The sequence below is a fragment of the Armatimonadia bacterium genome, assembly GCA_039679385.1.
Classification (GTDB): Bacteria; Armatimonadota; Zipacnadia; order Zipacnadales; family JABUFB01; genus JAJFTQ01.
The window spans coordinates 1-25119 of record JBDKVB010000018.1 but is presented as its reverse complement, the minus strand read 5'-3'; the positions used below and the strand labels follow the sequence as shown (position 1 = coordinate 25119).

At 64.8% G+C, this 25119-nt stretch carries 18 protein-coding genes; 7 read left to right on the top strand and 11 right to left on the bottom strand.

The annotated features are described in order from the left end of the window. Nucleotides 1-182 precede the first annotated feature (182 nt). From ABFE16_02180 to ABFE16_02165, 4 genes are all read left to right on the top strand, one after another. Complete coding sequence (locus ABFE16_02180) at nucleotides 183-1178, top strand: hypothetical protein (protein ID MEN6344079.1); 996 nt, start codon at nucleotides 183-185, stop codon at nucleotides 1176-1178. A gap of 177 nt (nucleotides 1179-1355) precedes the next feature. After that, on the top strand, nucleotides 1356-2030 hold the full coding sequence (locus ABFE16_02175) for a DUF1559 domain-containing protein (protein ID MEN6344078.1): 675 nt from the start codon (nucleotides 1356-1358) through the stop codon (nucleotides 2028-2030). A 203-nt stretch (nucleotides 2031-2233) separates the two neighbouring features. Continuing rightward, nucleotides 2234-2920, top strand: a complete 687-nt coding sequence (locus tag ABFE16_02170) for a DUF1559 domain-containing protein (GenBank protein ID MEN6344077.1) — start codon at nucleotides 2234-2236, stop codon at nucleotides 2918-2920. Between the two features lie 239 nt (nucleotides 2921-3159). Further along, a complete protein-coding gene (locus tag ABFE16_02165; protein ID MEN6344076.1) occupies nucleotides 3160-3843 on the top strand; it encodes a DUF1559 domain-containing protein in 684 nt (227 codons plus the stop codon). 83 nt (nucleotides 3844-3926) lie between these two features. Here the strand turns inward: ABFE16_02165 and ABFE16_02160 are convergent, their stop codons facing one another. Both ABFE16_02160 and ABFE16_02155 read right to left on the bottom strand, forming a co-directional pair. After that, on the bottom strand, nucleotides 3927-5816 hold the full coding sequence (locus tag ABFE16_02160) for a glycoside hydrolase family 16 protein (GenBank protein ID MEN6344075.1): 1890 nt from the start codon (nucleotides 5814-5816) through the stop codon (nucleotides 3927-3929). A 55-nt stretch (nucleotides 5817-5871) separates the two neighbouring features. Beyond that, complete coding sequence (locus tag ABFE16_02155) at nucleotides 5872-8214, bottom strand: hypothetical protein (protein MEN6344074.1); 2343 nt, start codon at nucleotides 8212-8214, stop codon at nucleotides 5872-5874. A gap of 327 nt (nucleotides 8215-8541) precedes the next feature. On the opposite strand from ABFE16_02155, the gene ABFE16_02150 reads away from it, so the two are divergent. After that, nucleotides 8542-9201: a DUF3800 domain-containing protein gene (locus ABFE16_02150; protein MEN6344073.1), complete on the top strand. Its 660-nt coding sequence runs from the start codon at nucleotides 8542-8544 to the stop codon at nucleotides 9199-9201. A gap of 164 nt (nucleotides 9202-9365) precedes the next feature. Here ABFE16_02150 and ABFE16_02145 read toward each other — a convergent pair whose 3' ends face one another. Together ABFE16_02145 and ABFE16_02140 are read right to left on the bottom strand one after the other, a co-directional pair. Beyond that, nucleotides 9366-10301, bottom strand: a complete 936-nt coding sequence (locus ABFE16_02145) for a family 43 glycosylhydrolase (GenBank protein ID MEN6344072.1) — start codon at nucleotides 10299-10301, stop codon at nucleotides 9366-9368. A 47-nt stretch (nucleotides 10302-10348) separates the two neighbouring features. After that, nucleotides 10349-11239 carry an amidohydrolase family protein gene (locus tag ABFE16_02140; protein ID MEN6344071.1) on the bottom strand — a complete coding sequence of 297 codons (891 nt, stop codon included), beginning with the start codon at nucleotides 11237-11239 and terminating at the stop codon, nucleotides 10349-10351. A gap of 242 nt (nucleotides 11240-11481) precedes the next feature. Between ABFE16_02140 and ABFE16_02135 the strand changes: the two genes are divergently transcribed. Continuing rightward, nucleotides 11482-13830 carry a hypothetical protein gene (locus ABFE16_02135; protein MEN6344070.1) on the top strand — a complete coding sequence of 783 codons (2349 nt, stop codon included), beginning with the start codon at nucleotides 11482-11484 and terminating at the stop codon, nucleotides 13828-13830. 24 nt (nucleotides 13831-13854) lie between these two features. On the opposite strand, the gene ABFE16_02130 is transcribed toward ABFE16_02135, so the two are convergent. The 4 genes from ABFE16_02130 to ABFE16_02115 form a co-directional block, all read right to left on the bottom strand. Then, complete coding sequence (locus tag ABFE16_02130) at nucleotides 13855-15276, bottom strand: metallophosphoesterase family protein (GenBank protein MEN6344069.1); 1422 nt, start codon at nucleotides 15274-15276, stop codon at nucleotides 13855-13857. Further along, entirely contained in the window at nucleotides 15254-16612 is a 1359-nt protein-coding gene (locus ABFE16_02125; protein ID MEN6344068.1) for a metallophosphoesterase, read from the bottom strand. Before ABFE16_02125 ends, ABFE16_02130 begins: the two co-directional genes overlap by 23 nt. Before the next feature lie 126 nt (nucleotides 16613-16738). Further along, nucleotides 16739-18043, bottom strand: a complete 1305-nt coding sequence (locus tag ABFE16_02120) for a hypothetical protein (protein MEN6344067.1) — start codon at nucleotides 18041-18043, stop codon at nucleotides 16739-16741. A 272-nt stretch (nucleotides 18044-18315) separates the two neighbouring features. Then, on the bottom strand, nucleotides 18316-20232 hold the full coding sequence (locus tag ABFE16_02115; GenBank protein MEN6344066.1) for a hypothetical protein: 1917 nt from the start codon (nucleotides 20230-20232) through the stop codon (nucleotides 18316-18318). 295 nt (nucleotides 20233-20527) lie between these two features. Between ABFE16_02115 and ABFE16_02110 the strand changes: the two genes are divergently transcribed. Then, nucleotides 20528-21577 carry an SGNH/GDSL hydrolase family protein gene (locus ABFE16_02110; GenBank protein ID MEN6344065.1) on the top strand — a complete coding sequence of 350 codons (1050 nt, stop codon included), beginning with the start codon at nucleotides 20528-20530 and terminating at the stop codon, nucleotides 21575-21577. Between the two features lie 50 nt (nucleotides 21578-21627). On the opposite strand, the gene ABFE16_02105 is transcribed toward ABFE16_02110, so the two are convergent. The 3 genes from ABFE16_02105 to ABFE16_02095 form a co-directional block, all read right to left on the bottom strand. After that, entirely contained in the window at nucleotides 21628-22356 is a 729-nt protein-coding gene (locus ABFE16_02105) for a GNAT family N-acetyltransferase (GenBank protein ID MEN6344064.1), read from the bottom strand. Nucleotides 22357-22415: 59 nt separating this feature from the next. Further along, nucleotides 22416-23582: a DUF4352 domain-containing protein gene (locus tag ABFE16_02100; protein MEN6344063.1), complete on the bottom strand. Its 1167-nt coding sequence runs from the start codon at nucleotides 23580-23582 to the stop codon at nucleotides 22416-22418. An 80-nt stretch (nucleotides 23583-23662) separates the two neighbouring features. After that, nucleotides 23663-24883 carry an EF-hand domain-containing protein gene (locus ABFE16_02095; protein ID MEN6344062.1) on the bottom strand — a complete coding sequence of 407 codons (1221 nt, stop codon included), beginning with the start codon at nucleotides 24881-24883 and terminating at the stop codon, nucleotides 23663-23665. Between the last annotated feature and the right edge of the window lie 236 nt (nucleotides 24884-25119).

Here is a 25119-nt window from a genome sequence, read left to right as displayed (position 1 = left end):
CTGCTTTGCGCTCCGAGACTACACCGGCCGCCCGGAGCGACCTGGTTCTCCAGATTTCCCTGGAGATGCCGAGGAATCCTGTGCGCGGGCCTTTTCCTGCCGCGGGCAGGAGGTCGTGGTGCCCGCGCAGAAGTGTCTCCGCAGCAACAGCGCACCACCGAGACCGGTCCGGAGGTCAAGCCATGAGAAGAGCTGTCCTCGTCGTCCTGCTGGGTGTGGTCGCTTGTTCCGTCGCTTGTGCCGACCTGCCCACAAGTCTCGAGCAGTTCCAGGCGCAGATCGCTGCAAAGGGTGCCGACCCGAAAGCCTCGGCAAAGCTGTTCTTCGACGCCGTATACGTGTACCTCGGAGGCAACAAGGCCCTGGGCGAGAAGCTCATCACTGAGATTCTCAAGGACAAGGACTGGGCCAAGACTATGTCCTACTTCGTAAGCGCGATGCGGGAGAAGCCCTACATCTTCTACAGCTACGCGAAGGGGACCACCCCCGAGAACCTGTACAAGATGGACCCGAGCAAGTATGAACTCGTGTTCGAGGGGACCGTCAACACCAAGCCCTTCGGCGACTACGAGGATGGCCAGGTAGTCAAGCTCACCTTGCGTTCCAGCGGAGCCGATTCCGCCCGCCCGATGTTCTTCGAGCGCAACCGCGCCGGCATCTACAAGGTGCGCGAGTTCAGCTCGATCTGCGTCGGCGTTCGCCCGCCGAAGGTGCCGGAGATCTACGGCGAGGATATCCCCGAGAGCACTGAGCCGGTGTGGGTCGCCAAGCACTGGCTCCAGGGCATACTCGTCTACCTGAGCGGCGACAAAGAGGCCGGCCTCAAGCAGATGAACTCGATGATGAAGGAGCCGGACCCGAGGCTGGACAGCTTCCACGGCTCGCTGGAGCCCTCGAAGGCGTACATCTGGCGTTCCTATGTGAAGGGTGCGACGCCGGAGAATGGGTATAACGTCCCTGATGTGCAGAACTTCGAGATCGAGACCTACTACCAGCCGAACGAGGCGCCCACTCCGACCAGCACGCTGATCCGCATGTTCGTGCGCAGCTCGGGGGCGGACACTGCACGTCCACTGAAGCTGTCCAAGGACTCGCGCGGTCAGTGGCGCGTGAGCGAATACAGCAGCCTGTGTGTTGGTGTGCGTCCGCCGGCTGATCCGAACGCAGGCGACTTCTAGGCGCCAGGGGCACATATCACGAGACGACACCGGGGGGCGACATCGCGTGAAGCGTGTCGCCCCTTTGCTTAGGGGGAGGTGATCCGCAGGCCGTAGCTTTGGAGAGTAGCTCGTCCCATGGCCGTAGGCAGAGGGGTTAGCACCCCACACACATCGATTGTGGAGGAGAGAGAGACCATGAGAAGAGGCTTCACCCTTATTGAGCTGCTGGTCGTCATTGCCATCATTGCCATCCTCGCAGCCATTCTTTTCCCCGTCTTCGCCCGAGCACGCGAGAAGGCTCGCATGGCCTCGTGCCAGAGCAATCTCAAGCAGCTCGCGTTGGGCATCCTGATGTATGCCCAGGACTACGACAGCAGAGGCCCCTACGGGTACTACGCCATTCCCGGTGGCTCGATCCGTTGGCGCAACACGATCGACCCCTATCTCAAGAACACCCAGATCTTCGTGTGCCCGAGTAACCAGACCGACGGCACCAGTTCCTATGGGTTCTTCAACGCCTTCTCGGGACAGGCAATCGACTCCCGCACGGAGTCCGTTGCGGGGACCGCCCTTCTCGCCGACTGCACCATGGTGGGCGACAACGATCCCATCACCCCAAACTTCGACCAGTGGACGCGGGCAGGCACCTGCGACTGGGAACTCAGCTACGTGCGCAACTTCACCGACAACGGCCTCAAGGCCGCCGGGGCGAACCAATGGGGCTACAAGCGCCGCATTAACCCGTGGGTGCACGGCGGCTCCCTTAACCTTGCCTTCTGCGATGGGCACGTCAAGACCATCGCGGCCAGCCGGGTGTGGGGCTCGCCCTATCAGTACGGCGATGCCGACAACATCTTCGACAACAAGTAGCCGACACACGGGCACAGTGGCGTAACCAAAGAGGGCACCCGGGACGGGCGCCCTCTTTTCGTGTCTGCCTAGAGGTGGTGCATGTAGAAGGAGGGCATCTGGTGAGGGTCTTGTGAAAGCTTTAGATTGACGGCCCAAACCAGAGCTCCTATAATGGTCTGGGGTTACATATCACCTATACTGGTTTTCTGGAGGCGAGTTGCATGAAGCGCGGTTTCACCTTGATCGAGCTCTTGGTTGTGATCGCCATTATCGCCATCCTCGCGGCCATTCTGTTCCCTGTTTTCGCCAGGGCTCGCGAGAAGGCACGCATGTCCTCCTGCCAGAGCAACCTCAAACAGATCACGCTCGGAATCCTGATGTACGCGCAGGACTACGACAGCAAGGGCCCCGGTGGATGGTCCTCGGCAGGTCCGGACGTGGGTGGCTCCATCCGCTGGCGCCAGACGGTGGCCCCGTACATCAAGAACACCCAGATCTTCGTGTGCCCGAGCAACCAGACTGACGGCACCAACTCCTACGGCTTCTTCAACGCTTTCTCCTGGCAGGCCATCGACGCTCGCACGGAATCCATCGCGGGGACCGTCCTGCTGGCAGACGCGACCGCGGTCGGCTACAACGACCCCATCACCCCGGACTTCCAGAACTGGACCCGGGCCGGTCACTGCGACTGGGAACTCAGCTACGTGCGCAACTTCACCGACAACGGCCTAAAGGCCGGCGGCTCGGCCACCTCCTATGGCTACTTCCGCCGCATCAACCCCTGGGTACACGGCGGCTCGGTCAACCTGGGCTTCTGCGACGGCCACGTGAAGACGATGGCCTGCAGCGCGGTCTGGGGCTCGCCCTACAACTACGGTGACGCACCGAACATGTGGGACAACAAGTAGCGCGAGACCGAACACCACGCAGTAACCACAAGGGGCACCCAGACCGGGTGCCCCTTTTCCGTTGCGTCGCCTCTTGATAGCGGGAGGGTGTGGGGAGGCGCTCCGTGACTGTATGTCCTGATATGATCTACAGGATTGACCTGCATCCACGGCCGTATGTTGACGGCTCTTCCTCGGGAACCGTATACTTAGACTTGTTTCTGTGTGCCCCAATACTAGTGAGATGGAGGTACAGTCGCATGAAGCGCGGTTTCACCTTGATCGAGCTCTTGGTCGTAATCGCCATCATCGCTATCCTTGCAGCCATTCTGTTCCCGGTGTTTGCAAGGGCTCGCGAGAAGGCGCGCATGTCCTCCTGCCAGAGCAACCTCAAGCAGATTGCTCTCGGCATCACGATGTATGTTCAGGACGCCGACGGACGAGGCCCGCTCGGTTGGTCCTCGGCTGGTCCGGACGTAGGTGGATCCATCCGATGGCGCGACACGGTGCAGCCCTACATCAAGAACAAGCAGGTCTATGTCTGCCCGAGCAACTCGACAGATGGCGTCTACTCCTACGGCTTCTTCAACGCCTTCTCCGGCCAGCCGATTGACGCGCGGACTGAATCCCCGGCGGGAACCGTCCTGCTGGCAGACGGGACTGCCGTCGGCGCCAATGACCCCATCACTCCGACCTTTGACCAGTGGACCCGCTCCGGCCACTGCGACTGGGAGCTTAGCTACGTGCGCAACTTCACCGACAACGGCCTGAAGGCCGGCGGTGCGACCAGTTACGGCTACTTCCGCCGCATCAACCCCTGGGTACACGGCGGCTCGGTCAACCTGGCCTTCGCCGATGGGCACGTGAAGACCATGGCCTGCAGCGCGGTCTGGGGCTCTCCCTACAACTACGGTGACGCACAGAACATGTGGGACAACAAGTAGCGCGAGACCGAACACCACGCAGTAACCACAAGGGGCACCCAGACCGGGTGCCCCTTTCTTTGGCTGCAGGCCTCAGGGCGAAGCTACTTCGGCGTCTCTGCTGCCCAGTCGCTGCGCTGCCAGGCACGAACGTAGTCGAGGACGAAGTCGTCGGGCAGACCCTCGCCCGTGAGGTCGTTGCCTCCCCAGCCGCCACTGACGGCGGTGAAGAGGATGTACTCGGGCACGCTGGCCACTCGCGCGTCGATCCACTGCGCAAGCGCCGTGCCGTTGGCGTAGAAGGTGAGGCGACCGGGTTCCCAGAGCAGGCCGGCGGTGATGAAGCCCTCGCGGTCCGGCTGCACGTAGATCCGCTCGGTCCCGATGGACTTGTGGTCCTTGCCGTAGCCGTCCCAGTGCCAGGCGATGTTGTACCGATAGGGCCCGTAGCGAGTGAGGTACTCGAGGACATCGAACTCCATACCGCCGCTGGAGGTGCTCTCCCGCTGGTTCCCGGCCTCGTCGCCGCGGTCGGGCATCATCCAGAAGGCCGGCCATAACCCCGGCGCTGTCGGCAGCTTCAGGCGGCACTCGAAGTACCCGTAGCGCTGACGCCACTTGCCGACGCTCGTGAGGAAGCCGGTCTGCCAGTCGGTCTCGGGCTTGGCCGCGTTGTCCTCTGCATGGCCCCGCTTCTTCTCGAAACGCAGACGCAAGAGCCCGTCACCGAGTAGAACGTTGTCCTTGCTGAAGTGGGCACGCTTGTCCCAGTAGTTCGGGTAGTAGATCGACCAGTGCGTCTCATCGAGGGCTGCGCGGTCGAAGTCTTCGGCGAGGGTCTGCGTCCACTCACCAGGAACCGGCGGCCGCTTGCCCAGCCACTCGGGGAGTTCGGGAGTCGGCGGCACAACCGCACGGATCGAACTGACCCGCAATGCCCCTTCACCCTCACCCGTAGCCGCGATAGTGATGCCGCGAGCGGCATCACTATCGAAGCGAGAACCACCCGTCGGCGACTTCGACCCGTCGGCCCACACTGCCATGCTACCAGCGAAGGGCAGCACCAACTCCTGCTCTACCCCTGGAGCGAGAGCCGTCGGCGCGGTGACCCAATCACTCGGGCGACCGCTGTTCTCGAGTCGCGCGCGCACCGTGAGCGGCTCTGTTCCCTCGTTGTGCACCTGCACCACGACCTGGAGCCAGTCGCGCAGATTCCACCTTCCGAGCGACGGCTTGAGCAGAGCTGCCGCGTTCTTTGCGCCAACCGGGAAGGTGATGCACAGCGACTGGACGCCCTCTGCTGTGGTGAGCGTAGCCTGTGCGCCGCCCTGAGACACAAGCTGTGTGCTTGCGTCGACCGCCGAGCCCTTGCCCAGGATCACGCCGTCCACCGGACGCGTGCGCACCTGGTTCGGATCGACGGGCGGCTTCTCACCGGGTTCGCCACCGGCAACGAGCGACTCCAGACGGAAGGACTGCTCCTTGTCGGCCTTGCTCACGTACAGCAGCATCTGGTTGATCTTGGCCGTGTTGAGCGCGAACCCAGGCTTGCCCCAGGCATAGCCGAAGCGCACGTGGAGCGTCCCGGCCTCGCCGGGCTTCAGGTACAGCGTCTCGCTACTCCAGGGGCTCGCCGCCCAGTCGCCCTCGTTGTCCACCCGCAGGGACACCCCGCTGGTGATGGTCCCCGTGTTGACGACGCGGGCCTCCACGTGCCCGAAGGCAGCCAGGTCCCAGACGGCCGCCTCGGGTGTGATGACCACGCCCGGGTAAGCATTGGCACCGAGGCGACAGGTGACGACCAGTCCGGGCGCTCCGACGGCACGCGCCACCGACACCTGATCCGGTTGACCAGGGGTAAGGCGGGTCAGGGCCTGGTCCGAGGACAGATCCAGCAGCGGCAAGTCCGCGGCGCCGACACAAGAGCCTGCACCGCCCAGCATAGCCAGACCGACACAGACCACCAGCAGAGTGCGATCCGCAGCCCTGTACATGGCCGATCCTCCTTATGCTCAGACCGGGTAGCCCTCGAGCCTCGGCCCCGTGGCCCTACTTGATCTCGTAGACGTGAACCTCCAGCGGTCCCACTCTGCCCGTCAGCTTACCATCGCGGACTTCCAGACCGCCCGGACGGTTAGCGAACAGGTTCACGGCCTTCCCAGTAATGTCCTGCGGCAAGGCCAGGGACACCTCACGGGTCTCGGTGCTGGAGGCGTTCGCGACACAGATCACGTTGCGGCCGGTGGTGGTCCAGTGCCCGGCGATCAGATCCGGCATCCCTGTCTCCAGCGTCGCGCGATTGCCCTCCAGCAAGAAGGGCTCCAAGGCCTTGATCTCGGCCGGAAGGGTCTTCATCCCGTCCCACAGCTCCGGGTTCTCGCGCATGTTGAAGCCGTTGTCGCGGTAGGCGTAGTAGACCAGACCCTTGGCCCCCGCGAGGAGCGCGAGGTAGGTCATGTTCCGCTCCTCGGCAAAGGTCGGGACGCGCCAACTCTTGGGGTCCTTGTAGCCGAAAGCCTGCGGGATCGCCCAGATGGGTCGACCGAGCGGAGTTGCCGCCGCGACGGCCTGACTGATCGAAGCGTACACCGGCAGTGTAGATGCAGAGGCATGGCGGATCGGGTACGGGTCCGGGGCAATCACCTCGGCCATCGCAGCATATCGCTTATAGGCCGAAGGCACGCACAGGGTCATGTAGGTCGGCACTGTGGCATCAGCCGACTTGATGGCGTTGTGGCGCTCCAGCATCTCTTCCGGGGCGATGCCTGCGCCATCGGGCTCGTCACCAGGGTTCCAGGCGAGGATCGGCTTGCGACCCCGGTAGCGCTCAATGGCGGCGGTGCGATCCACACCGAACTCCGTGAGCACCATCACGTTCAGCTTCTCGGCCTCCGCGAGGAAGGGGTCCCACTCGTCCATCTGCTTCAGACTGGCGTGGACGGTGTTGTACCCGGCGGCAGCGACCTCTTGCAGGAACTGCAGCCGGTCCTCGGCAGAGAAAGTCCAGGAGACATGGTAGAAGCCCAGCGGGAAGAAGGGCTTGCCGTCGACCAGTGTGGTGAGGTCCGCGGGACGAACGTAGATCCGCGGCATGGGATGAGTGGTCAGCGTCTGGCCGGCCATGCCCAGCACCGTCTCGCCGCGACGCAGTCGCAGTCCGAGCCGGTGGTCACCGGTGGCCACTCCGGTCAGATCGGCCTCGCCGGTCAGACTCGCTTCGGGCGCGGGGAAGGTAGCCAGCGTCTTGTCGTCGAGGACAAGCTCGGCGGCGAGGTCAGATAGCTTCACACCGCTATCCGGGGCGAGAGAGGCCGACCAGGCAAGCTTGGTCTGCCACGGGTATGCATGGCGCACCGGCAGGCGCAAGTCCACCAGCGCCGGTACGACTACCCGGCGGGTCAGCGTCAGAGGCACCTTCCCGGCCGCGCCCAACTGTACCGACAACTGGGCTTCGCCGCGCCGGGTGAGAGTGTAGGGCACGCCCACCTCAACGACACCACCGGCAGGCAGCGTGACCGTCGCCTTTGAGGTCTCGGGCTTGTCCTGCCCGGCCTCGGTAACTGCAAGCGAGACCTCGAAGGTCGAGGTTTCGGCCAGACTGCTGCGTAGACCGAGACGAGCCTCGCTGGTGCCCGGCAGGGCCGGTCCAAGCTCCAGCTTGGTCAGCACTACTCCGCCGCGCAAGCCCTGCACATGGGTCCACAGGTTCTCCAGCAGCGCCGTTGCCGCCGGCGTGTGGGCCTGACCTTTGAAGGAGAAGTAGCTCGTGACCGCCAGACAGCCCTGCGCCACGTCCTGGTACACGAAGAAGCTCTGATCGTCGGCGCAGGCGACGAGACTATGCCACTCCTTGGACAGGGGGACGATGTGGGCCCAGGTGCTCCGTGACTGCAGCTCGCCGGCCAGGTCCTGCGGGGAGTGCAGGATCGTGTCGGCCGGATCGAAGTCCTGCCGGTCGGGGTCCGTTCCCACGCGCGTGTGTCGAGCGCAGGTCTTGGTGGTCAGAGCGAAACGGTCACCGAGCCGGTTGGTCCACTGCTCAAGCACCGAGCCGTAGCTGGCGTCGGTGATCAGCAGCAGGCCACCGCGGCTGAGGAACTGCACCCAACTGTCCTTGAAGGGCGTCATGTCCACCGTGTTCTCGTAGTTGCTGACGGCCGTCGCGAGCACGATGTCGAACTCACTTAGCCGCGGGATCAGCTTGGCGATGTCCTTGTTCTCGAACTTCTCGAAGGCCCAGCCGAGCCTCTGCAGGTGCGCGTCGAACTCGTCACGGAAGGCGTAGTTCCCCCAGGAGGAGTACACGACGGCCACCCTGGGCGCGGCGAGGACACCTGTGGTGCACAGCATCATGAGCGACAGCGACATCAGCACGGCTCGGTGCGTCTGCATCTGGCATCGTCTCCCGGTGAGGTCCTGAGGCGGTCGCCTGGGTCCAGGTCGGACTGGCCCGCAAGTTCTACTTCGCGTACACGCGGAGGTAGTCGATCTCCATGAAGGAGGGGCTCGGCGTCCTGTCGATGGGCCCGTTGGCGGCACCCGTGCCTCGGCCACATCCCCTTCGCTCCCAGTGTGTTCGCTGCTCCTGACGCTCGGACCTGCGCCTCGCAGCGCTGCGCCGACGACCCTATCGCACAGAGGTCACCTCCTATTGGTGCTGGAAGGTGCCCGGCTACGACAGAGGGGGAGGAGGACCACCGATGACACGGGAGATGACGCATGGCCGAGGGTCAACTGGTCTACCTGGATGAGTCCGGAGACGCCGGGTTCAAGGTCGGCAAGGGCTCATCGCCGACTCTCGTGGTCGCTGCGGTAGTTCTGGCGGGCCCACAGGAGGCGGAGACAACGGCGCAGTGCATCCACAGGTTCCGCAGTGAACAGCTGGGTAAAGGGCGTGGTTTCCAGTTCCACTTCGCGAACCTGAAACGCGAATGGCGTCTCGGGTTCCTTGAAGCAGTCCAGGGCTGCCCCTTCTCGGTCCGCGCCATCGTAGTGCAGAAGGACCGGATCTGGGAGGGCACCCAACTCCGGCGAAGCGGCGAGCACTTCTACAACTTCACCGTGAAGCAACTGCTGACGCACTCCTTCGGCACGATTGAGAAGGCCAAGCTCTTCGTCGACGGAGAGGCCGGGCGCGAGTCACTGAGACGCATGGTCAGCTACCTGCGACGAGAGTGCCACCGCGACGGTCTGGAGGTGTTCGACGAGGTGCGCTTCGTCCCCAAGCGTCAGGGCAACGTGCTGGTGCAACTCGCAGACATAGTGACGAGCGGGATTGCCAGGTCATATCGACCGGACAAGAAAGACTGCGACCTATACCTCAGAGCGCTCGAGCCGCGTTTGAAGGATGTCTGGGAGTTCGGCCGACCAAGGGGGTAGAAAAGAGGCGGCCCCGTGTCCTATCCTGCCAACGGCAGGCACGCGCTCCATACGGAGACAGTTCGGATCACGGGGCCTTGGTAACTAATATCATACTGCGCTGCTCGGCCTTGTCAATAGCTCGGGCTGCCCTGCAGTTCGTCCCTTTCCCCTCCACCGTTCCGTCAGCGAGCCAGGATCGGCCTCCCCTTGTCCCACTCTACCTCCACGCAGGACAGCAGCCAGGTCCGGCCGTGGTCGTTGTTCCCCTGGTAGAACAGATACGTGCGGCCGTCCTCGTCGGTGAAGAGGCCCGGGTGGCCCGACTCTGAGGAGTTCCACTCGCCGGGCTTCCCGTTGGCCAGGAAGGGCTCCTTGCTCAGCCGAGTCCAGTGCACGCCGTCTGTACTCGTCGCGCAGCCGATCTGCTGCGGCGCATTGTTGTATGCCCCCGCGTAGAACAGGAACAAGTCCTTGCCTCGGCGGCAGAGCGCAGGAGCCTCGATGCAGTCCTGCTCCCAGGACAGCTCCGGCTTCAGGACCGGCGCGTCGCAAAGCTGCACCCAGTCCTTGCGGGAGAAGGCCGAGTTCAGAGGCGCAGCGGCGGCGACCAGCATCTGCCGCTTCATCTCGGGGTCCCGTGTCGCGCACAGCATCAGCAGTCGGCCTTCGTGCTCGATCACATCGGCATCGATGGCGCGACCGCAGGTCCAGTCTCCCGTCGGATGGAAGACCGGGTTACTCGGATCGCGGGTGAAGTCCACGCCGTCGGTCGAGACGGCATGGCAGATCGCGTCGTGCTTGCCCGTCCCGTAGGTCTGGTAGAACAGGTGCAGCTTACCGTCCAGCACGATGGCGCCCGGTGCACCAAGGCCGGTCCGGTCGCACTCTTGCCCGGGCACGATCTCGCCGATCTTGCGCCAGTTGTACAGGTCCTGGCTCTCGGCGATACCAATGTTCAGGCCCTCGGGCCCGTTCTTGGGTTTGAGCTCGGGTGCATAGGGCGGGATCGAGTAGTACATCAGGTACCTCCCGCCGAAGCGAACCACCACTGGGTCCTTGGCAAAGGGTCGGCCAAGACGTGAGGTATCGGAGAACATCATCTTCGGAGTCTCTGGCATCGGGTCTTGAGCACACCTCCACCGGCTTGTGCCGGGTAGTCTTTGGTCTACTCCAGCTCGAACAGCTTGATCGCGTTCTCTCGCGCCACCTTGTTGAAGACCTCGGTGGTGATCTTCCCCGCGTCGCGCCAGTTCACTAACAGGTCAACCATATCGACGCGCATGGTGGGGAAGCACAGGTCGGTGCCGAAGAGCAGGCGATCCTGGAACTCGGTGACGAACTTCGGCCCATACTCCGGGTCGCGGTTCAGCGCGTTCCACGGCGACGCATCGGACAGGTCGCCGTACAGGTTCGGGTACAGGCGCATCAGTTTGGGCACCACGCCCTCTTCCTTGATGGGACCGCTCGGCATCCGACCGACCTGTCCACCAGCCGGGCGGAACACGTATCCCCTCTCCCCCGGCGTCTGCAGACGAGTGATCTCGGTCCAGAAGACCGGGCCATGCCCCAGCACGGTCAGCTTCGGGAATCGCTGGAGTGTGTGCTCCATCTGCGGCAGCCCGGGGTCGTCATACAGCCCGAAGTCGCCGGTGAGCTGATCCGAGCCATCCCACGTGACCGGCAACCCGACCTCCTCGGCATGCGCGAAGAGATTCTGGACCATCGGGTCCATCACCGGCAGGTTCGGCATGACCTCCCCAAGGCCCTTGCAGCCCAGGTCCTTGTAATGCTGTAGCAGTCTCCCGAGCGGCGCATGGGAGGAGTTCGTGATGGCCCGCGGGTCGATGTTGCAGAAGGCGAAGAACCGGTCGGGGTACGCCTCGACCATGTCGAGGATGTCCTCGTTGGCCTGCGGCAGGTAGATCTCAGGGCTGACGATGGGCAGCAGCGCACCCTTCTCAATGCCCAGGGCGTCGAAACGCTCGATGACCTGCTCGGCGGTGGAGAAGGAGTAGATCGGCGGGAGCTTGCGGTACGCGTGGCAGTGACAGTCGATGAACAGTTCGGCCCTCTCCCTTCGGCTCTGGGGCTGATCGGCCCGCGTTCGGGCAGGAGCAACTCTCCCCTGCCCTGGGGCTCTTCAACAGCGGCGGTGCGGACTCCTGCACTCCCTCTCTCGCGCCTTCGGACTCTGGAGAGGGCAGGATTCGCGAGAAGGACGAGGCCTCGGGCGACGGGAAACACGAGGCGATGCCCGAGCCCTACAGTTCCCTTGCGCCTGAGGAGAGGTACTGAAGCATGTCTCGCTACTGGCCGGCCCTGATCGCCCTGAGTGCGATGCTGACTACGCCCTGTCCGGCGGCGGAGGAGGAGCTGATCGCGGCCCTCAACTCCGGCCCGCAAGGTGTCTCCCTGCGTCTCCCTTCGGCCTACTTCACCGAGGGCCGCTTCGTGCTGCCGGAGGGGCACGCCAAGCCGGTCTACCTGTACCTGCAGGCCATGCTGCGGTACCGCGCCCTGAGTCACTCGGGCGGCGTCCTGCGCTTCACCCTCAACGGTCAGCCGCTCGGGCGCGAGGCGTCAGTCAACAAGGCGGCCGAGTATTGGGAGCGGGGCACCGAGGTCTACGCACCGAAGTCCTTTGCCTTGCCTGCGCAGCCGGCCTTCGAATCCGGCGACCGCCAGGAGCTTGGAGGCCTTGGCTACCTCTTCGACCTCAGCAAGCTCGTGAAGCCGGGCGAGAACACCGTGCGCATCACCCATGTTGCCGCCGCCGAGGAAGCCCTGCTGCGTGACGCGCAGATACTCATCGGTGCCGAGCGCATGCCCCTCACGCTGAGCACACCACGGGTCGCACCCAATGACGCACGCAAACTCCAGTGGGACTTCTCGCCGAACCTCAAGGAGCGCAAGGGCCTGTTTCTGTGCCAGGACTGCTTCCACCGCGTCAGCTTCTACACCCGCAATGAAGACGCAGCCGGTGCCGTGCAGCTTGGACTGAGGCTGGAGGTCCCGGCCGGCGTTGAGCTCGTCACGACCTACCTGCCCTACGCCGAGGGCTGGAGCAAGCGGATCCGCCTTGAGACCAGCACACAGCAGCGCGACGGCCAGACCCTCACGCGCTATGTCTTCACCTTCCCCGAGAGTGCTTCCGTTGCCCCGGAGACGCAATGGCACACCTTCGGCGGGCACCCGCTGACCCTCTATCTGCGGTGCAAGACCGCGCCCGGGGTCTACCGCATGTACTGGCAGTCGCTGTCTCAGGGCGGCGAGGGCGAACTGACCTCGGCGGCGCTGACGGTGCTGCCCACACCTCCTGCTGCACCACAACCCCGGCGGTCGATGCTGGGGGTGTGGGCCTACCGAACAGTAACCGCCGCCTCCGCCGAGGAGGAGACGCCGCTGGAGGAGCAGCTCCGCAGGTCCACGGATGCGCAGATGGCGGCCCTGGGTGTGTCGCGCCTGGTCCTGTCTGAGGCGGCCGAGATTCCCGAGGCGCGTGCCCGGGGGATGTTGGTGAGCCTCGCGAGCATGTGGAACTACGACACCACCGTCTACCCGAGCGCCACCACCGACCTGACGAAGGCTCTCCAGGGCGCCGACGGCAAGCCGGTCCTCGGTGATCGCCGACGCAGCGCCTTCCAGTGGTGCCCGACCTACGCGGCCGAGCATGTCGAGGAAGTGTTTGGGCCGATCACCAGCCGCCTCAAGGACGAGGGCTGGGACGGCTTCGATCTCGACCACGAGGGCGTCCATCACCAGTGCTTCTGCCCGCGCTGCAAGGCCGCCTTCCTCGAGCACGAGAAGCTCCCCGCTGAGGGGCTGAAGTGGCCGCAGGACGTGCTGCCGAAGGGGGCGCTGCATGACCGCTGGCTGCACTTCCACGTCTGGAACGGCGGCCGTCACGTTGCAGCGATTCGCGAGGCAATCAAGGCCGGCAACCCGCAGGCACGCCTCTTCTCGTGGTTCACGATGTCGCTGTACGAGCACCAGGCCTCGGGGCCGCAGGAGCAGACCTACCGCGACCGCCTGCAGGAAGAGCTCGAGTACGGCTACGACCTGCGCGAGTTCCTCGGCCACCTGGACTACGCGAGCATGGCCAACGGCGTCTACCCACAGGACGAGGACACCTGGAGCCGGCCCTTTGGCCTGACCTGGGCCTTCAACCGCGTGGAAGCGACTGTCGACAACCCCCAGGGCGTGCCGCTGGCGCCCTGTCTGAACCTTGGCGCCGGATTCCTGGACTCCTACACCAACCCCGACTACCTGCGCTGGCAGGCGAAGACCCATCTTGCCCAGGGCGTGCGTGGCCTGGACTTCTGGATGCTGCCCTTCTTCGACGGGCGGCACTACACGCTGCTGTCCGAGCTCGCGCGTCTGCTGGAGGCGACGCAGGACATCGTGTGGGATGGTCGACGGGCCGACTCGCTGGTCGAGGTCAGCGGTCCTGCCGAGGTCTTCCACAGGGCCTTCGCCGGGAAGGGCAAGCTCCTGGTGGGCCTCACGAACCGGAGCCTGAAGCCCGTCGAGGTGACCCTCCGCGCCCAGGGCCGGGAGGGCAAGCTGCTCCTCTCCGGCGAGAAGGTGGGCGCGCAGGTGACGGTCCCGGCGCTCGATGGCGTGTTCGTGGTCTACGACCTGCCCTGAGCGACTGCAGAGCGACGGCACACCTCACGGTATCGGGGTTAGGCGGCAGGAGTCAGCAACCAGACCGTTCTTGCGACCGCGGGCCTCCTGTGCCGGCAGGTAAGACCGCACATAGTCGATGGTAGCCGCCCCAGGTGTGACCTTCACGTGCAGATGTCCGGAGCTGGGGAGTATCTGACCGCTCCGATAGCCGTAGCCGGCAGCCTCCTTCACCCGTTCGCCACCGACCCAGCCCGGCTGCGGCACTTCCTGGTACACGATCCCGTCGAGCTCCTGCCGTGCGTAGAAGTGATCGTGGCCATGAAAGACCGCGGTCACCTTGTGGCGCACGAGCAACTGGTGAATCGGCAGTTCCCAGCCGGGCCGTCTCTCCGGAAACCCGTCCGAGCCGTCAAGGTTGTGCCCGCCCCACTCGAAGTAGGGCGCAGCCTCAACCCCGCCGCGACCGTCCTTGTCCAGCCCTCCCACGAGGTTGTGGAGGAAGACGAACTTGTAGCGTGCCTGGCTGGCCTCGAGGGTCCGCTGCAGCCACCGGTACTGTGCCTCTCCCAGCGTCCGATTCCAGTTCTCCTGCGGCGTCCTGATGCGCCCCGAGGAGTACGTGAAGGGGTCGAGCACGACGAAGAGCGCGTCGCCCCAGGTCCAGGCGTAGTAGTTGGCGGTCCCGGCGCTCCGGTCGCCTGAGTAGAAGCCGTCCGGCAGCGGATTGGGCAGGTGCTTCCGGCGCAGCTCGATCGCCTGCGTGTCCTGACCTCCAACGACCTCGTCGTGGTTCCCGGTCACGAAGAACAGCGGCGCGCAGCGGCACAGCAGACCGAGGTAGTAGCGCTGCGCCAGGTACATCGGCGCGATCGCCTCTCCCAGACCGCGGACCTTCTCGGCCATGAAGGTGTCACCGAGGTCGAGGTGAAAGTCCGGCGCCTCGGCGAGGGCGTTGCGCAAGGTGGTCTGGTACAGCGCTGTGTCCGTGCGCTCGTCGAGGTGCGAGTCGGCGATGACGGTGAAGGTGAAGGTGCTGCCCGGCGGACGTTGCGTGTGGAAGTGGAACTCGTCGCTGGCTGCGAAGGCTCCTCCACCCTCACGGCGCTGCAGGCGATAGTAGTACGCCGTGTCGGGCAGGAGTGACTGCAGCACGATCGAGACCGGTTCGCCCGCCGGAAGCTGGACAGTCTGCGAGTGCACCGTGTAGTTGCCGGGCCGCGTCCCTCCTTCCAGGTACGCTTCAGCCTGCGTGTAGGACAGCACACTGGCGGTCACCGAGGTGTTGGTCGGCCGCCCCAGGATCAGGTCGAAGGGATGGGCCGGCACGTCGGTGCGGAAACAGGGCGCAAGAGCCTGCGTCCCTGCCGCCTGGGTAGGGGCAGACTGTGACACCGCCTGCGTCGGCAGCACCAGAGGAAGACAGCAGGCGGCCATGCTCCACCTAACGAGGAGGGACCACTTCATAGCTGTAGGCCACCTCACCGTCCTTGTGCTCGGCTGTCTCGTCCTTCGGCAGATAGGAGCGCACATAGGCCACCGTCACCTTCGCAGGCGAAACGGTCACCCGCACGCGGCCAGACCCCGGAAGTGCATCGCCCGACAGGTAGGCGTCACGGTTGTAGAGAGTGTAGTAGGGATCAGCCGGCAGCGGTAAGGTCTGGTAGATGACGCCGTCGAGCTGCTGCTTCACGAGGATATGATCATGACCCTGGAAGAAGATGGTCACACCGTTCCCGGCCATCAACTGCTGGATCGGCGCCTCCCAACCGGGCCGTCTCTGCGCGAACTCCGACACGCCCCTCCTGTTCAATCCGCCCCATTCGTAGAGCCCCGCTTGCTCGATTCCTCCGCGACCGGTGCCGCTTACATGATGGGCGAAGACGAACTTGTACCTCGCTTTACTCTGCTGCAGCGTTTGCTTGAACCACCGGTACTGGTCCTCACCAAGGGTTACCGTCCACAAGTCCCGGGGCCCTTTCTCCCGGGTGCCGAAGAGGTTGTCCACAGGCTGCGGCGAGTGCCAGTAGGGATCAAGCACGACGAAGAGCGCATCGCCCCAGGTCCAGGCATAGTAATCCCTCAACAGGCCAACGCCTTCCACGGGCCTCGCGTCGCCGGTGTAGAAGCCGTCGGGTGCAGGCTCGGGGAAGTACTTGTTGCGGAAGCTCCCGGCCCAGACCGCCACGTTGTTCGGGGTGCCGTCGAGGTTGCACAAGGCGGCCTGCTCGTGGTTACCGTTGACGAGGAACAGCGGCGCGCCGACGAGGCTCAGGAACCCGCGCTGAGCGCGGTAGACCTCCTCCACCTGCGCGGCAGTGACGCTGCGAAACCGGTCCACGCTGAAGTCGTCGCCGATCGTCACGTAGAAGTCAGGCCGATCCGCAGCCGCGGCGCGAAGCGTCTGCCTGTACAGCCCGTCGTCGAACATCTGCGGACGCTCGGGGTGCGAATCCCCCTGGACCTCAAAGGTGAAGGTGCTGCCCGGCGGACGTTGCGTGTGGAAGCTGCCCTCGATCGGGGCTGCCGTACCCAGTTGCACGCGGAAGAAGTACCCGGTGTCTGGCTGCAGCGAACTCAGCAGCACCTCAACCGGCTGTCCGGCGGGAAACTGCTGCGCCGGCGTCCTGTCGCCATAAGTGCCGGCCTGCCTACCGTATTCCACCCAGCCGCTCGCGTCCTGAACGGCAAGCACGCTGAGCGTGATGGAGTCTGCCGTCGGTCGTCCGAGGACCACATCGGCCGAGTGAGCCAGGCAGCAGGCGGTACTCAGAAGCCAGAGGACGAGCAGGAGGCGACGCACGTGACACCTCCGACGGCAGGTCATGGTGGGCAGTGGTCACCGCGTATCGCGCACAGCACGTACCAGGTTGTAGATGCGACGGGCATCGCCCTGCGGTCCCCGGCCGAAGGGGCAGGCAGCCAGGACTCACTTCACTCCGAACAGGAAGTCGGTGTTCGGGATGGCCGGCATCTGCACCGGCGTTGAGTAGAGGAAAGCGCCCTGCGGCACCCCGACGCCAACCTGCTCCCGCATCTTCGCAAGCGTCGTTTTCTGCTCGGCGGTCAGGCTCTGCCCCACCTCGGCGAAGGCCATGGCATCACCGTAGATGATCTCGCCGTCGAGTCGGCCGTACTTTTCCGACAGCGCCATGACCTCGGTCTTGTCCGCCGCTTCTCCTGCAAGGTAGCGGCGAAGCTGGGTAGCGATCGCACGGCGCACGGTGGTGATCTCCTGCAGGAGCGGCAACTGCGCAGGGACCAGACTGGTGATCTTCTGGGCCTGCGCGGGGCTCAGCAGGGAGACCATGTTCGCGCCCACATCGCCGGTCAGGTGGTCGCTGATCGTGTAGTTGGGGTTGCCCATTGCCGGGGCGTCCTTCAGGTAGAAACCGCCGAAGTATGTTCCCTGGCGCTCGGGGCAGAAGTACACGTCGGACTCGAGGTTGCCCACGTACCAACTGAACATGTCGCCGGCGTAGGTCATCACCGCCACATGCACATCGTGGGGAAGGCTGCGGCGATCCAGGGGCTCGGGCAGGTTCGGCCACGTCGCCATGCCGGTGCCCTTGAGCTTGTCCAGGTAGGCGCGCTGCTCGGCGTTCAGATCATGCAGGATCTTGCCCATGACTTCCGCCCGCTGCAGGCTCATCTCTCCATCAAGCTTGTACAGCGCGGCCGAGTAGGCGAGGACCGCGTCTTTGTTCAGGCCCAGCGAGCCGGCCGGGATGTCACCGGCCAACTGTCGCCGGAAGGCCTGCATCAGCGGAAAGCGGTGAAGGGCGTAGTCGTTGATGGGCTGGACTTGCTGCTTCGCCAGCGCCACCAACTGCGCACGCTGTTCATCGGTCAGCACGTGCAGCAGGTTGTAGGCGGCCTTGGTGAGGAAGTCCGTGTTGTGGCCGAGATGGCTGGGGTCATTGTCCCGCAGGTACTGGAAACCCCACCAGTCGGCGACCTTGCCCGGTGGAAAGAAGGAGTCAGCTCCGAGGCTGCCGGTGAGGAAGGCGAAACCGCTGAAGGCGATGGTGTGGAGCTGTGCGCCCTGGGAGAGGGTCTGCGACATGTCATAGGTTCGGTTCGCCTGAGGCTGGTCCCGGGGTGGCCGGGCCTTGTCGCCTCCGGGGCCCTGACCGGGTGCGGCGAGGCAACCACTGGCCAGGAGTACCGAGAGGATCATGGCGTACGCCAGACTTGCAGGGGTGAGGCTGCGCGGTCCATGCAGAGACTCCATTCCGATCATCCTCCTCGTCGCGTTGCCAAGAAGGACGCGGAAGGCGCCATCGGTGTTCAGAGAGCCAAGAGGGACGCGTCCGTGACAGCAGACACAGCGCTGCGCCTGTCGCGCTTCTTCCAGACCACCCCAACCTTCTGCCTGGACCTTCAGACAGGGCACGAGCCGCAGATATGAAGGGACCGCCTCGGCAACCGTCTGGAGAGGGAAGTGACGGTCCACGAGGCGGCCCGGCTGAGTCATGTCTCCGTAGCGCTCCGTCGTTCAGCCGCTTACGAATTGAAGTCCAGCTCTAGCTTCCGGTCGCCCTTCTGGACCCTCACCTTCCCGCTGTTCCAGTCCGATTGCACGAAGGGACTGTCGAAGACCTTCGCCGGAGTCAGCTCTACCCGCTGGCCATCAATCGTCGGCTGCGCCGTGGTGTCCGGAGTGAAGGTGAAGGTGTGTCCCGACCTGCTCTTATAGGTCATCGTCGGACCGTTCCAGGCTGGCTGACAGGCGGCGACGGCGCTGCGGAAGGCGGCGAAGTCGGCCACCTCGCTCTTGCGGGCGACCTCCAGGATCACCGGTGCGAAGCCGTCCTCGAGCACCATCCAGTCGCCGTCCTTGACGTTATCGTCGCTGGCTGCCCAGCTATAGCCGCCACGAGCCGGCCGCAGTGCGACATAGGCTCCGGGAGCCTCAACGAAGGCCCACCCACTGGGCGCGTCGTCGCTGCGGTTGGTCAGCCCACGACGGCTGACCCAGACCCGCATCTCACCTGTGCACCCGCCGGTCATCGTCCGCGGAAGCTGGCAGGTGATCAGGGCGCCCTCACGCTGCACTCCCCACTGCTGGTTGTAGGTGTTGCCATTCTTGTTCGGCCGAGCCTGCGGGACGATTCGTGCGTCGCGGTTGCCCGCGAAGATCGCACCACGCCAGGTGTTCTGCGCGCTGATGAGCGTCCAGTCTGTCAGCGTGTCCCCCTCCGTCATCCCGAGCCCGAGGATGAAGTCCGGAGTTGCGTAGGCGTAGCGCAGGATGCCTCCCTTATCCTGGCGCACGCGGTAGCCGGGAGGATTGCGCTGACCGTCCACAGCCAGCCCGGGGCAGCGGTCACGAATCTCGTAGACACCGCGTCCGTCCGCATCAAGCGCCAGGTCCATCACCACGAGGGGCAGGCGGTAGCTGCTCGTTGCGACCGTACCAAAGGCGCCGCCGGGTGCACGCTTGTCACCCCAGTTGAGGTACAGGTACATGAAGGTGCCGACCTCGCCCTCGCCCTGCCGGTCCATGCCACTGGGGTACACACGACTCTTGCCGCCGCCACGAACGCGACCAAGTTGCTCCTGCGCCCAGGTCGCGTAGTACAGGTCGAGGAAGGCTCCGGCACGCTTCCGCAGAGGTCCGCTGCCGAAGTCATACAGGTTGTAGATCCCCTTCAGCGAGTGAACTCCATAGCCGCAGTTCGCAGCCTCGACGAACAGCCCCTTGCGAGCGCGCTCCGCGAAGTACTCCATCGCAAAGGCGGTCCAGGCCGCTTCATGCTCGGCGGCCGTGTGGCCGTCGTCGTAGGCTCGGTCGCGGTATTCGGGGTCCGCCGCGAGGAGCTTGCTGAAGTGCCACAGCGTCGTGAACTTCTGCAGGTGGTGGTTCTCCGACTCGAGTACGTCCCAGGTTCGTGAGTTGGTGATCTCCGCGGAGGCCGGCAGAGGTGGGAACCCGAGCTTCTCCTGGTCGCCCCACTTCCACGTCGCATAGGTGTCGAGAACCGCCTGGCGGTCGTCCACTCGCGAATTCTCCCGCGCGTAGACCCACATCATCTCCAGCAGTCGCTGCTCCACCTCTCGCGGCAGCCGTCCGGGTGCGATGCTACCGTGGCTGCCGAAGAACTCCAGGACGCGGCAGAGCACATCGGCGTCCCAGTAGAAGCTGTCGCGGTCGTTCCGAGCGCCGCGATTGCCAAGGTAGAAGTCTGCATACTGGCGCAGGGCGTCGGCAGCTTCGGTCGTCTGCTCGTTGTTCCAGAAGGCCCGCAGGGAGAAGTCGACGATCGCGTAGGAGAAGTCGCGGGCGAAGACTCCGCGGCCAGGATCGATCGGCGGCTGGATCGCTCGCATCTTCAGCGGTCTTCCTCGCGCGCTTTCAAAGGCGGCATCGCGACGCGCCTCGAACCCGTCGCGAAGTGTGATCAGGGCGGTCTCGTCCATTGCTTGTGCTCCTCCCAGGACAAGGCACAGCAGCACGAAGGTCAGGCACCTCCAGTCCGCCGATCGCCTGCACTTGCGTCTGTCTGTAGCCGGTAGCCTGAGCATGTTGTGTGTCCCCTTGTCCCGTTTTGCCGCCGTGGTAGCCCAGCGACGACCAGGAGTGTTTCGGCCTGCGCGGTGCAGCGACCTCCGTGCCTGCCCGACAGACAGAGGTCTGGCGGCGCCCGACATCGAATAGGCCGCGCGCGTGATGCCGCCATGAATGAGGTGATTGGCCGTGCCTGGAGGACTCGCCGTGACGTGGTTGCCTGTACTGCCGATAGCCGCTGTCGTCTGTCTACTCTGGCTCGTTCCTGAGCCGACCGAGGCCGCTGAGCCCGAGCTTACCTGGGTGGATGCCCAGACGCTGACGGTCGAGGGCAAGGGCTGGACCGCTACCGAGGCCTTCTACGACCGCCTGCCCGCCAAGGCGAAGGGCGTCGTTCGCGAGCCCGTCTGGAACCTGAGCCGGAACAGCGCCGGCCTGTGCGTCCGCTTCCAGACCACGGCCGAGACGCTGCACGTCAAGTGGGAGGTCACCGGCGGTCTGGCGATGCCGCACATGCCCGCGACCGGTGTGAGCGGAGTCGACCTCTACGCGAAGACCGATACCGGCTGGCGCTTCGTAGCCAACGGCCGACCGATCGCTCCGGCCAACGAGGCCACCTTCAGCCCCGGCAAGGCGCCCGAGCTGTGCCTGTACCTGGGGCTCTACAACACCACCAAGTCAGTGCAGATCGGCGTTCCGGCCGGGCAGACAGTGACGCCGGCGCCAGTGCGGGGCAAGCCGGTGGTCTTCTACGGCACCTCGATCACCCAGGGCGGTTGCGCCTCGCGACCGGGCATGGCCTACACCAACATCGTCGGCCGCAAGCTCGGCGTACCGACCATCAACCTCGGCTTCTCGGGCAATGGCCAGAGTGAGCCGGAGATGGCCGACCTCCTGGGCGAGATCGACGCCTCGGTCTACGTCCTCGATGCGCTGTGGAACATGTCGCCGGACCTCGTGAAGGAGCGCATCGCACCCTTCGTGCGCAAGCTCCGGGCGGCTCGTCCTGATACGCCGATCCTCCTTGCGGAGGACTGCTCCATCCGCAAGGTCCCGACCGCCAAGGGCCTGATCCTGCGCGACATCTTCGCGCAGCTCCAGAAGGAGGGCGTGACGAACCTCTACTTCGTCTCCGCCGAGGGCATGATGGGGCCCGACGATGAGGGAACGGTCGACGGCTGCCACGCCACCGACCTGGGCTTCACGTACCAGGCCAAGGTGTTCACCGACGCCCTGCGGCCGGTACTGGGACTCTAGCCCGGTTCGACAGGACACGATGCCATCAGTCAGGGAGCCACCCGCCACTCTCAGGACTCGACGGGTGGCTCCTTCAGATCAAGCACCACGTCCCACAGGGTGGCTGCCTCTTCGTCCGAGAGGTGCGCGAAGGCCTGCCACTGCTCCTTGACCTTCTCCCCATGGCCGCCGAGGCGCATGTGACGCACGGCCTCCAGTAACTCCGGGCTGACCCTCGAGCCCGTGACCCTGAACCCCAGACGCCGGTATGCCCCGAGGCTGAAGAGCCCCGTCCAGTTCAGGAGCGGCGGCACCTCGACGATGGCACAGGCCTCGATTGTCACCCATCCCGCCTCGCGAGCCCAGGCAAGGGTCTGCTTCATCATGGTCGTCGCGATGCCCTGCCGACGGTACCGGTCGTCGTCGACGACCTGCAGACACCACAGGCGCAGCGACCTCGGACGCAATGTATCGAGAGCCGGCAGCCGACTCGGGTCGAAGGCGGCCATTGCTTCGGGATACTGCTGGCAGCACTCCGGGATGGAGTCGCCCAGACCGGCGGGAGCGAACCTCACCTTGCCGATGACCGCGTCGCCGTCGATGGCCATGACGCCACAGGAGCCGTACTCCCGGCAGAGTGCCGTGAGCAGCCGTGCCACAGTGCCCACCGGCAGGTCGGCGGTTCTCTCCAGCCAGGACGGGTGAGTCTCGGCCTGGGCGACCTCCGATAGTTTGATCGGGCCCCCGTGGAGACAGGAGGTCAGGACCAGTCCCTCACGCATCCTCCGGTACTCGACCATCCCTCCCACCTCCTACCGGTGTGCCCTCTCTTGCGGGGGCCCGTCGGGGTCACTAAGAGCTACTCCTGGTTCGAGACGTCGTAGGCATAGCTGCGGCTGGTGCCTTCCTTGATCGTGAAGGTATCCGGCTTGGCGTCCTTCGGCACAGTGAAGTACAGCCGAATGCGAGCCGTCGTCTCCGGCGCCACGCGCTGACTGAAGGAAGCGTTCGACGTGGCAGCGAGTATGTCCCGGTGCAGCTTGAACTGCAGCCCGCCGGCGTCGGTCAGCGTCGCTATGAAGGTGTCGAAACGCAACACCGCATCGTTACCCGTCTTGTTGGTGCAAGACAGCGTAACCACGAAGTAGCTCTCACCGTTCTGCGGAGCAGGACCATCCAGGGCGGTCGTCACCGTCTCCCACTTCTCGACCTTCACGTCGAAGTTCTTGAAGGGATAGGTCGCGTTCGCCTGAGCCGGGACAACCGTCAGCGCCGTCGCTCCGGTCGGATCAGCAGGATCGGCGAAGGGTGCGGGCAGAGCCGTGACCTTGTCGCGCAGGTCGTAGCGCAGAATCGGCCCGTCGTTCGCGTTGGGCGGCATCACCATCAGCTTGGGGATCACGCCCTTGGCCGGCACGACAATGCAGGCGTAGGCCTCGATGCGCTGCGCGGGCTTCAGCTTCATGCCCAGTTCGCCCTGGGTCTGCTCATCGCCGACCCAGCCCTTGCCGTCATGGTTCACGTTCATCTGGTCGACCGCCGTGAACTTCAGCGTGTCGAAGCGAACCAGCGCTTCTATCTTCTGCGGGTTCTGCAGGCTGTAGTGCAGCACCAGCAGCTTTTCGTCCGCCTCCGGGATCACGATGAGCTTGCCGAAGCGCAACTGCGACACGGAGTAGGCGACGGAGTTGAGGCGGAAGTAGATGGGGTTGCTATTGCGCAGCGTATAGACCTGGCCGATCTGGCCATTGTCGCCGGCAAGCTGTGGGGTGCCAAAGTCGCCGGACTTCGGAGGTGCAGTGGTGCCCGTGCCGGTAGTGCTGTTGATGTAGAGCTTGCCTGCCGTAGCGTTGTACGTCGCCTTGCCGCCGAGCAGTTGCATGAGGGCCACGATATCGATGAAGGCTTTCCCATCACGGTCAATGACGGACAGATTCACGGTCTCACCGTTCACAATGACGGTCGGTGCAGCGACGGCGGCGGAGACAGCCACAAGCGACACCATCACCAACAGGTAGCGCAGCATCAAGGGCCTCCTTCTGGGCGTGTCGGATGGTTGGAATTCGGTCGCGACCTGATCTCCCCGCAACACCAGCCGCACAGCCGCTAGGGCTGTTCGACGAACCATAGCCTGGCCGTGGGTTCGGTTCGCAGGAACCGCAAGAGCAACTGAGCGACTTTCTCCCGCCCCGAGAGCGAGGGGTGTGTGCCGTCGGGGCCAAGGTCCTCCTTCTGCCAGGCGAGACCATCGGCACGAGGGGTGGCGCCGTTGGCCCACAGATCCGGGCCCCACATGAGCAGCGCCGACTTCGCCTCGCCCTTCGCCGGGTCGTAGTTCAGCTCGGGCTTCCCCGCGATCTGATCCAGAATCAGTTGGCGCAACCCGAAGGCATACTCGTAGGCATAGGGCTCCGGGTTGAGCTCAGTCGTTGCATAGCCGGCGTAGATGCGGTTCGAGAGATAGACGAGGCGGACGCTGGGGTAGCGCGACTTGAGCTTCTGCAGGCAAGTGGTGACGAGCTCCCGGAACCTCTGCACATGCGCCGGATACGCACCGTCGCGAGCCGGTCCGGCGACCGCGAGCTTCATCCAGACCACCTGCACCTGCCGGGCGGAGAGGTCGCGCGCGTGGAGCCGGTTCGCAAGCTCCTCCCAGGCCGTCGGACCGCGGCCCTGCTGCGATTTGGTCTCCTTGGCCCAGGCGGTAGCCTCCATGCCGCCCTGCGCACCGTCGACGATGACCAGGTTCGGGGAGAGCTTCAGCGGGGCCACGTCGTGCAGGAAGACCTGGAACTCCTGCGTCGTGTTCGACATGCCGAAGGAGATGAAACCGATCTTGCCCTGGGGCGAGGGGTTGCCGTCGCCGTCGAGAGGCTGGATCTGTCGGGCCTGGTCGAGCGCTGCCTGCAGGTGCGCCGGAGGCGGAGTGTTCTGGCCCTGACCGTAGAGGCCGCCGTCTTCACCCTTGTAGCGATCGGTGGCCGACATCGCCGACAGGGGCTTCACGTCGACGGGGATGCTACCGACGGGAGCGCCGGCTGTCTGCGCTCCGGCCGCTCCCTGTTGCGGTGCCGCGTTCACGAAGGCGGTGAGCTCCTCGGCGGTGATCACACCATCGCCATTGCGGTCGATGAAGCGGAATACGTTCTCGGGTCCTCTGAACTCCTCGCGGGTGACCTGCCCGTCCTTGTTCGCATCGAACTGCCTCACGCGGGCAGCGATCTCGGGGCGACTCATTTGCGAGTTGATCTGCCCGCAGGCCGGCAGACAGGCCAGCACACAGACCAGCAGCAGCACACCTGGCCAGGCAAGAGTGGCGTGCGTCATGGCAGACTGCTCCTCCACGCGAAGGGGCTCTTGTCTCACCGGCGCGGGAATGGTCCCTCGCCACTCACTAATATGCCTCCTCCCGGTCTGACTCCTGCTTTCGAGCCGGGCCAATCATCGGCCTCCCAGCGACGAGCATGCTACCAGCGCCTTAGCAGGGCGTGCCAGAAGCCGCGCTGCTCGTCGCGCTCCTCTTCGAGGCTGAGGAACTCGAAGTCCCTGTCGAAGAGCCCGTG